This window comes from Pseudomonas sp. GD04091 (assembly GCF_029836165.1).
Taxonomy (GTDB): domain Bacteria; phylum Pseudomonadota; class Gammaproteobacteria; order Pseudomonadales; family Pseudomonadaceae; genus Aquipseudomonas.
In genome coordinates this window covers 68,659-76,121 of the sequence record NZ_JAOEBG010000026.1, presented here as the reverse complement: position 1 = coordinate 76,121, position 7,463 = coordinate 68,659, and the positions used below count along the sequence as shown (strand labels likewise).

The 7,463-nt window shown below is 66.0% G+C and carries 7 protein-coding genes; 4 read left to right on the top strand and 3 right to left on the bottom strand.

The features are described 5' to 3' along the window. The 3 genes from N7422_RS23565 to N7422_RS23555 form a co-directional block, all read right to left on the bottom strand. On the bottom strand, positions 1-674 hold a 674-nt coding region (locus tag N7422_RS23565), incomplete at its 3' end, for an N-acetyltransferase (protein ID WP_279808805.1). Between the two features lie 165 nt (positions 675-839). Beyond that, positions 840-2,051, bottom strand: coding sequence for an enoyl-ACP reductase FabV (gene fabV, locus N7422_RS23560; protein ID WP_279808804.1), 1,212 nt, complete (start codon positions 2,049-2,051; stop codon positions 840-842). Between the two features lie 227 nt (positions 2,052-2,278). Next, on the bottom strand, positions 2,279-3,136 hold the full coding sequence (locus N7422_RS23555; protein ID WP_279808803.1) for a LysR substrate-binding domain-containing protein: 858 nt from the start codon (positions 3,134-3,136) through the stop codon (positions 2,279-2,281). Between the two features lie 134 nt (positions 3,137-3,270). On the opposite strand from N7422_RS23555, the gene N7422_RS23550 reads away from it, so the two are divergent. Genes N7422_RS23550 through N7422_RS23535 form a run of 4 tightly spaced genes read left to right on the top strand, consistent with a single transcriptional unit; the run spans position 3,271 to position 7,446 of the window. Then, positions 3,271-4,326, top strand: a complete 1,056-nt coding sequence (locus N7422_RS23550; RefSeq protein ID WP_279808802.1) for an agmatine deiminase family protein — start codon at positions 3,271-3,273, stop codon at positions 4,324-4,326. Next, positions 4,323-5,219, top strand: a complete 897-nt coding sequence (gene aguB / locus N7422_RS23545) for an N-carbamoylputrescine amidase (RefSeq protein ID WP_279808801.1) — start codon at positions 4,323-4,325, stop codon at positions 5,217-5,219. Before N7422_RS23550 ends, aguB begins: the two co-directional genes overlap by 4 nt. A gap of 3 nt (positions 5,220-5,222) precedes the next feature. Further along, on the top strand, positions 5,223-6,317 hold the full coding sequence (locus N7422_RS23540) for an extracellular solute-binding protein (RefSeq protein WP_279808800.1): 1,095 nt from the start codon (positions 5,223-5,225) through the stop codon (positions 6,315-6,317). Between the two features lie 4 nt (positions 6,318-6,321). Then, positions 6,322-7,446 (top strand): agmatine deiminase family protein, encoded by a 1,125-nt coding sequence (locus N7422_RS23535; RefSeq protein ID WP_279808799.1) that lies wholly within the window; start codon positions 6,322-6,324, stop codon positions 7,444-7,446. The last annotated feature ends 17 nt before the right edge of the window (positions 7,447-7,463 follow it).

The window sequence follows — 7,463 nt, the reverse complement described above, 5'->3', positions numbered from 1 at the left end:
AAGGCCCGCGCCACACTCGGCTTACGCAGCACCGCCAGGCGCGAGCCGTCGTAGCGGGTCTCGCGGAACAGCTTCCAGCGGCCGAACAGGCCATATACATGCATCACCCGCCCCTGCTCGTGGTAGCCCATGCGCAGGTGCAGCTTCATCGCCGGCACGTTATGGGTTTCCACCACATCCACCACCTTGTGGCAGCCCTTCTCATGCATGGTGTTCCACAGCTCGACCTGGGCCGTCACCGACAGCTCGCTGCCGAAATAAGGCCGGGTCATCTCGCCGCCGAACTCGAAGAATTCACCCGGTTTCACCGGGAAGGTGCAGCCGTAGTAGTGCTTGTCGTGGTAGTCGACCACGCTGGCCCAGATGAACGCCACGGCATCGCCTTGCTCGTCCAGGTACATGTGTCCGGTGTGCCCTTCGTCGGCCAGTTCGCGCATGGTCTCGACGCGGTCGCCGAAATGCCGGGCGAAGGCATCGGCGTTGGCGCTGGTGATCTGCACCAGGGTGACTGGCGCATGCGCCTTGAGGCTGTGAGGTGGCACCGGGCTGACCAGGTCGCGCTCCATCCACAACAACTCCCAGTGGAAGAACACGTAGCGTTCGAACAAGGTCTTGAGCGTGCGCTTGAAACCCTTCTGGCGAATTCGTTCTTGTAGTTTTTGCAGTGCGCCCATGGCTCCCTCCCGGCCCCGGCGAAATTGCCAGGCCAATAGCTGGGGTATAGATCAGGCGAACGCACCCATGGCAAAGGGCCATTGGCGGATTTGTTTCAGAATATTAACAAGTCGTCGGCGGGAACCGTGCAGCCAGAATGAACGGCTGCACGGTCAAGGACTTGCTTACAGCTCGATGCAATCGAACCGTACATCGGTGGCCACGTCTTCGTCGTAATTGACGTCGGCGCGCTCGAAACCGAACAGGTTGAGGAACTGCTTCTTGTAATCGGCGTAGTCGGTCACCTGGAACAGGTTCTCGGTGGTCACTTGCGGCCACAGCGCCTTGCAGGCGTCCTGTACGTCGGCGCGCAGCTCCCAGTCGTCCAGGCGCAGGCGGCCCTTGTCGTCGACTTCGGCTGGCTGGCCGTCGGCGCGGTACATGCGATCACGGTACATGCGGTCCAGCTGGTTCTGGGTGCCTTCGTGAACGCCCTTCTCCCGCATGACCTTGAACACCATCGACAGGTACAGCGGCATCACCGGAATGGCCGAGCTGGCCTGGGTGACCACCGACTTGAGCACCGCCACGTTGGCGCCGCCCTTAACCTCGCCGGCCAGTTTCTGGTCCAGGCGCAGGGCGGTCTCGTCCAGGTCCTGCTTGGCCTGGCCCAGAGCGCCGTGCCAGTAGATCGGCCAGGTGATGTCGCTGCCGATGTAGCTGAAGGCCACGGTGCGGGCGCCTTCGGCCAGCACACCGGCGCCGGCCAGGGCATCGATCCACAGTTGCCAGTCCTGACCACCCATCACAGTGACGGTGTCGGCGATTTCCTGCTCGGTGGCCGGCTCGATGCTGGCCTCGATGATGGTGTCCTTGTTGGTGTCGATGGCGGTCGACTTGTACGGCTGGCCGATCGGCTTGAGCGCGGAACGGATCAGCTCACCGGTCTGCGGCAGCTTGCGTACCGGCGAAGCCAGGGAGTAGACGACCAGGTCGACCTTGCCGCCCATCTCGTTCTTGATCAGCTCGATGACCTTGGCGCGGGCTTCGTCGGAGAAGGCATCACCGTTGATCGACTTGCTGTACAGGCCCTCGGCCTTGGCGAACTTGTCGAAGGCGGCGGCGTTGTACCAGCCGGCGGTGCCGGCCTTGGTCTCGGTGCCGGGCTTTTCGAAGAACACGCCCAGGGTATCGGCCTTGAAACCGAACGCCGCGGTGATGCGCGCCGCCAGGCCGTAGCCGCTGGAGGCGCCGATCACCAGGACTTTCTTCGGACCATCCTCGCGCACGCCCAGCTTGCGGGTGGCTTCGATCTGGTCACGGACGTTGAGCTCGCAGCCCTTGGGGTGAGTCGTGGTGCAGATGAAACCGCGAACCTTGGGATGAATGATGGCCAATGTCTGTACCTCGTCAGGTTTAGGCTGGGGAAGCGCCCGGATTCGGGGCGCTGCCGTTTGATCTAGAGGGTGAGACTACCCTCGCGGGATATCCGACACATATTACGGGGTCATTGAGATTGCTGCATGGTCTGTACAGCCCGATTCGGCTCTGAGCGTAAGGCTGGCTCGATCCTGTGGGAGCGGCCCTTTCGCGACACAAGGCCGCTCCCACAGGTTCCGTTGCGTCAGGACGACGTAGGCTGCAAGGCTTCGCGCAACCACACCAGGAACTGCCGCGCCAGCGGGTCTTCCTGGCTTTCCCAATGCACCAGGCAGCTCCACACCGGCCCGCGCACGCGCTGTGCCAACAAAGGCCGCAAGCGCCCCTCATCGACCATCCGCTGCGCCAGCAGCTGGCTGACCAGGGCCACCCCCACCCCCTGCGCCGCCGCATCCAGCAGCAACCCCGGGTCGGAAAAATTCAGCCCCTTGCCCTGCTGCCCGACATCCTCGCCGCCTTCCAGCTGCCAATGGCTCCAGTCCATCTCGCGCTCGCCGTGCAAGGTCGTGCGCCCGGTCTCGGGCAACGTCGGGTGACAGGCCGGATACAACTGGTCCTGGTGCAGCACGGTGAAGCTGCACTCGGCCTGTGGGCCGATATCGTCGCGAATCGCCAGGTCGATGGTCTCGCTGGCCATGTCCGGCGCCTCGAAGCTGGTGAACAGCCACAGGTCCACCTCCGGGTAGCGCTGGTGAAAGTCCGTCAGGCGCGGCAGCAACCAGTGACGGGCGAACGCCGGGGTGGTGTTGACCACCAGCTGATTGGGCTTGCGGTACTGGTCGAGGCGGCGGATGCCCACTGCCAGTTGTTGCAGCAGGGCCTGGGTGGTGCTGAGCAGGTCGTGCCCGGCGTCGGTGAGGCTGACGCTGCGGCCGCTGCGGTGAAACAGCGGCTGTTCCAGATAGCTTTCCAGGCTGCGGATCTGCTGGCTGATCGCCGACTGGGTGAGGCTCAGTGCCTCGGCGGCTTTGTGGAAGCTGCCCAGGCGGGCGGCGGCTTCGAAGCCGCGCAGGGCGTTGAGCGGGGGCCAATGCTTGAGCATGCTGATAAGCCTGACTGATCAGAAATACGCTAAATCTATCGTTTGTCGCGTCACTTTCCCAGCCATAACATGGGCAGCAACACCCGCGACGGCGGGCTTCGTTGATAAAAATCCCTAATAGATCGGAGTTCACTATGACCCTGTCCATCGACAGCGGCTGGCGCATGCCCGCCGAATGGGCCCGCCACGCCGCCACCTGGATGATCTGGCCGCACAACAAGCCACTGTGGGAATCCGGCTGGGGCGTGACCCTGGCCGACGTGCAGCGCGACTACGCCCGGGTGGCTGCCGCCATCGCCCGCTACGAGCCGGTGAAGATGGTGGTCGACCCTTCGGCCATCGCCAGTGCCCGCGAACTCTGCGGCCCCGGCATCGAGCTGATCGAGCTGGCCGTGGACGACAGCTGGTGCCGCGACAGCGGCCCGAGCTTCCTGGTCCATGCGCAACGGGGCGTCGCGGGTTTGAGCTGGCGCTTCAACGCCTGGGGCGGCAAGTCCGAGCACGGCAAGGACCGCAGCCTGGCCCGACGCATCCTCGACCACCTGGGCCTGGAAGGCTTCAGTACCCCGCTGTGCAACGAAGGCGGCGCCATCCACGTGGACGGCGAAGGCACGCTGATCACCACCGAATCGGTATTGCTCAACCCCAACCGCAACCCCGGGCTGACCAAGGCCGACTTCGAGGACTGCTTCGCCCGCCTGCTGGGCGTGCGCAAGACCATCTGGCTGCCGGGCGACCCGCAGTACGTCACCGGCGACATGACCGACGGCCATGTCGATGGCGTGTGCGCCTTCGCTCGCCCCGGCGTGCTGCTGGTGGACGCCACCCACGACCAGGATTCGGTGTATGCCGAAGTGGTGCGCGAGAACCGCCGCGCGCTGGAACTGGCCACCGACGCCCAGGGCCGTTCGTTCGAGTTGCTCGACCTGTTTGAGGCCACCGCCGCCGTGGATACCGAAGCCGAGGTGTTCTGCGCCTCCTACACCAACTTCTACCTGGCCAACGGCGCGGTGATCATGCCGGCCTATGGCATCGATGCCGACCAGGTCGCCGCCCACCAGCTGGCCCTGGCCTTCCCCACCCGTGACGTGGTGCCGGTGCGCATCGACCACATCGCCCACGGCGGCGGCGGCATCCATTGCATCACCCAGCAACAGCCGGCCTGGCCGCTGCAGGGAGAGCGCCCATGAGCACCCTGCGCATCGCCACCACGCAAATGCCCTGCAGCTGGGACCTGCCGGCCAACCTCGACCGCGCCGAACAGCTGGTGCGCGAGGCCGCGGCCCAGGGCGCCCAGGTGATCCTGCTGCAGGAGCTGTTCGCCACCCCGTACTTCTGCATCGAGCAGTGCCACAGCCATCAGGCTCTGGCCGAGGACTATAACGACAGCCCTCTGCTCAAGCGTTTCGGCGCCCTGGCCAAGGAGCTCGGCGTCGTACTGCCGCTGAGCTGGTACGAACGCGCCGGCAACGCCTTCTTCAATTCGCTGAGCGTGGCCGACGCCGATGGCCGCCTGCTGGGCGTGTACCGCAAGACCCACATCCCCAACGCCATCGGCTACCAGGAGAAGGAATACTTCAGCCCCGGCGACACCGGCTTCAAGGTCTGGGACACCGCCTTCGGCCGCCTGGGCATCGGCATCTGCTGGGATCAGTGGTTCCCCGAAACGGCCCGCTGCCTGGCCCTGATGGGCGCCGAGGTGCTGCTGTTCCCCACCGCCATCGGCTCGGAGCCGGGCGCCGCCGAACTGGATTCGCGCGACCATTGGCAGATGGCCATGCGCGGCCACGCCGCCGCCAACCTGCTGCCGGTGGTGGCCGCCAACCGCGTCGGCCACGAGGTGGCGCGCAGCGACGACAGCCTGTCGATGCGCTTCTACGGCTCGTCGTTCATCTGCGACCACAAGGGCGCGATGCTCGCCGAGGCCGACCGCGACGGCAGTGGCGTCTGGCTGCACGACCTGGACCTGGCGCGCATGCGCGAGGACCGTCTGACCTGGGGCATCTACCGTGACCGCCGCCCCAGCATGTACGCGCCGTTGCTCAGCCTCGACGGCCGCACCCCACAGACCGCGAGGGCCTGAACCATGCCAAGCCGTCCATCGAAACTGCTCGCCATCGCCGCCCTGGCGGCCTGCGCCAGCGTTGCCCAAGCCAAGCAGGACGCCCTGCGCCTGTACAACTGGGCCGACTACTTCGCCGAGGACACCCTCAAGCGCTTCACCGCCGAGACCGGCATCCCGGTGATCTACGACGTCATGGACGGCAGCGAGGTGCTCGAGGCCAAGCTGATGTCCGGGCGCAGCGGCTACGACCTGATCTTCCCCGGCGACACCGTCGCCGAACGGCTGATGCGCGCCGGCAGCCTGCTGCCGCTGGACCGCCAGCAACTGACCGCGCTGGACGATATCGAACCGGGCCTGCGCAAGCTGCACGACCAGTACCCCAAGGCCAGCCAGGCCACGGTGCCCTACACCTGGGGCACCATCGGCCTGACCATGGACGCGCAGAAGATCCGCGAGCGCATGCCCGACGCCCCGCTGGACAGCCTCGACCTGCTGTTCAAGCCCGAGCTTGCGGCCAAGTTCGCCGACTGCGGCATCTCGATGATCGACTCGCCCGACGAAGTGCTCGCCGTGGTGCTCCACTACCTGGGCCGCGAACCGCGCAGCGCCAAGCGCGAGGACCTGGCCGCCGCCAGCGAGCTGCTCAAGGGCATCCGCCCCTACGTGCGCAAGCTGCAGTCGCAGCCAGTGACCGAGCTGGTCAACGGCAACACCTGCCTGTCGCTGGGTTACAGCGGCGACGTGATCCAGGCCCAGCGCAGCGCCGAAGCCGCCGGCAAGGCCATCGACTTCCAGTACCGCGTGCCCCGCGAAGGCACCACGGTGTGGATGGACACCATGGCCATTCCGGCCGATGCGAAGCACCCGGAATACGCCTATCGTTTCATCAACTTCGTCATGCGCCCGGAGAACATGGCGGCGATCAGCAACACCACCGGCTACCCCACCGCCAGCGCCAAGGCGCGCCCGCTGGTGGACGCGAGCCTGCGTGACAACCCCGATATCTACATCGACCCAGCCACCTATGCCCGGCTGATCCCGGGCAAGGACATCCCCCAGGCCGACATGCGCGCGCGCATGCGGGTCTGGACCCGCTTCAAGACTGCACAGGACTGAACCCATGCCCACTCGCCGCACCTTCCTCCAGCAAATGAGCGTCGTCGCCGGCCTCGGCGCCGCCGCCAGCTTCGGCCTGCCCTTGGGCAGCAACAGCGCCCGCGCCAGCGAGGCGGGCCGCTGGTTCATGCCTGACGAGGGTGAACCGCACCAGCGCGCCTACATCGCCTTCGGCGCCCAAGATGCCATCTGGGAAGACTTCACCGAAGACGTCCAGGCCGCGCTCGGGCGCATCGCCCGGGCCATCGCCGTCTACCAGCCGGTGACGGTGTTCTGCCGCGCCAGCGAGCGCGACATCGCCGAGGAGGAATGCGGCAGCCACAACATCACCTATGTCGAGACCGAGCTGGACGACATCTGGATGCGCGACATCGGCGCCAACTTCGTCGTCGACGACGATGGCGCGCTGGCGGCGGTGGACTTCAACTTCAATGGCTGGGGCGCCAAGCAGCAGCATCGCTACGACAGCAAGCTGGCCAAACGCGTCGCCAAGCTGGCGGGCGCCCAGTACCAGCGCAGCGAGCTGGTGGGCGAAGGCGGCGGCATCGAGGTGGACGGTCACGGCACCGGGATCATGACCGAGAGCAGCTGGATCAACGGCAACCGCAACCCCGGCTGGAGCAAGGCCCAGGTCGAGGCGGAGCTGAAGGAGCGGCTGGGGCTGCGCAAGATCATCTGGCTGCCGGGCATCAAGGGCAAGGACATCACCGATGCCCACGTGGACTTCTATGCACGCTTCGCGGCGCCCGGCGTGGTGGTGGCGAACCTCGACAACGATCCGGATTCCTACGATCACAACGTGACCCGCGAGCACCTGGAGATCCTGCAGAACGCCACCGATGCCGATGGCCGCAAGCTGGAGATCCACACGATGTCGCCGCCGCTCAAGCCACGGCGCAGCAAGTTCAGCGAGGACAATCCGGATTTTGCCGCGGGGTACATCAATTACTTCGTGATCAATGGCGCGGTGATCGCGCCGCAGTTCGGCGATCGCAGCGCCGACGAGAAGGCCCGGGCGTTGCTGGCGCAGCTGTACCCCGGGCGCAAGGTGGTGCAGCTGGATATCGACGCGATCGCGGCCGGAGGTGGCGGGATTCACTGCGTGACCAACCAGTGCCCCGAGGTGTGAATGCCAAGGCCTGCGCA

Bases quoted from the DNA above. Each gene is read 5' to 3' on its own strand.
- N7422_RS23555 (WP_279808803.1), bottom strand. From the start codon at position 3,136: ATGCTCAAGCATTGGCCCCCGCTCAACGCCCTGCGCGGCTTCGAAGCC.
- N7422_RS23550 (WP_279808802.1), top strand. From the start codon at position 3,271: ATGACCCTGTCCATCGACAGCGGCTGGCGCATGCCCGCCGAATGGGCC.
- aguB (WP_279808801.1), top strand. From the start codon at position 4,323: ATGAGCACCCTGCGCATCGCCACCACGCAAATGCCCTGCAGCTGGGAC.
- N7422_RS23540 (WP_279808800.1), top strand. From the start codon at position 5,223: ATGCCAAGCCGTCCATCGAAACTGCTCGCCATCGCCGCCCTGGCGGCC.
- N7422_RS23535 (WP_279808799.1), top strand. From the start codon at position 6,322: ATGCCCACTCGCCGCACCTTCCTCCAGCAAATGAGCGTCGTCGCCGGC.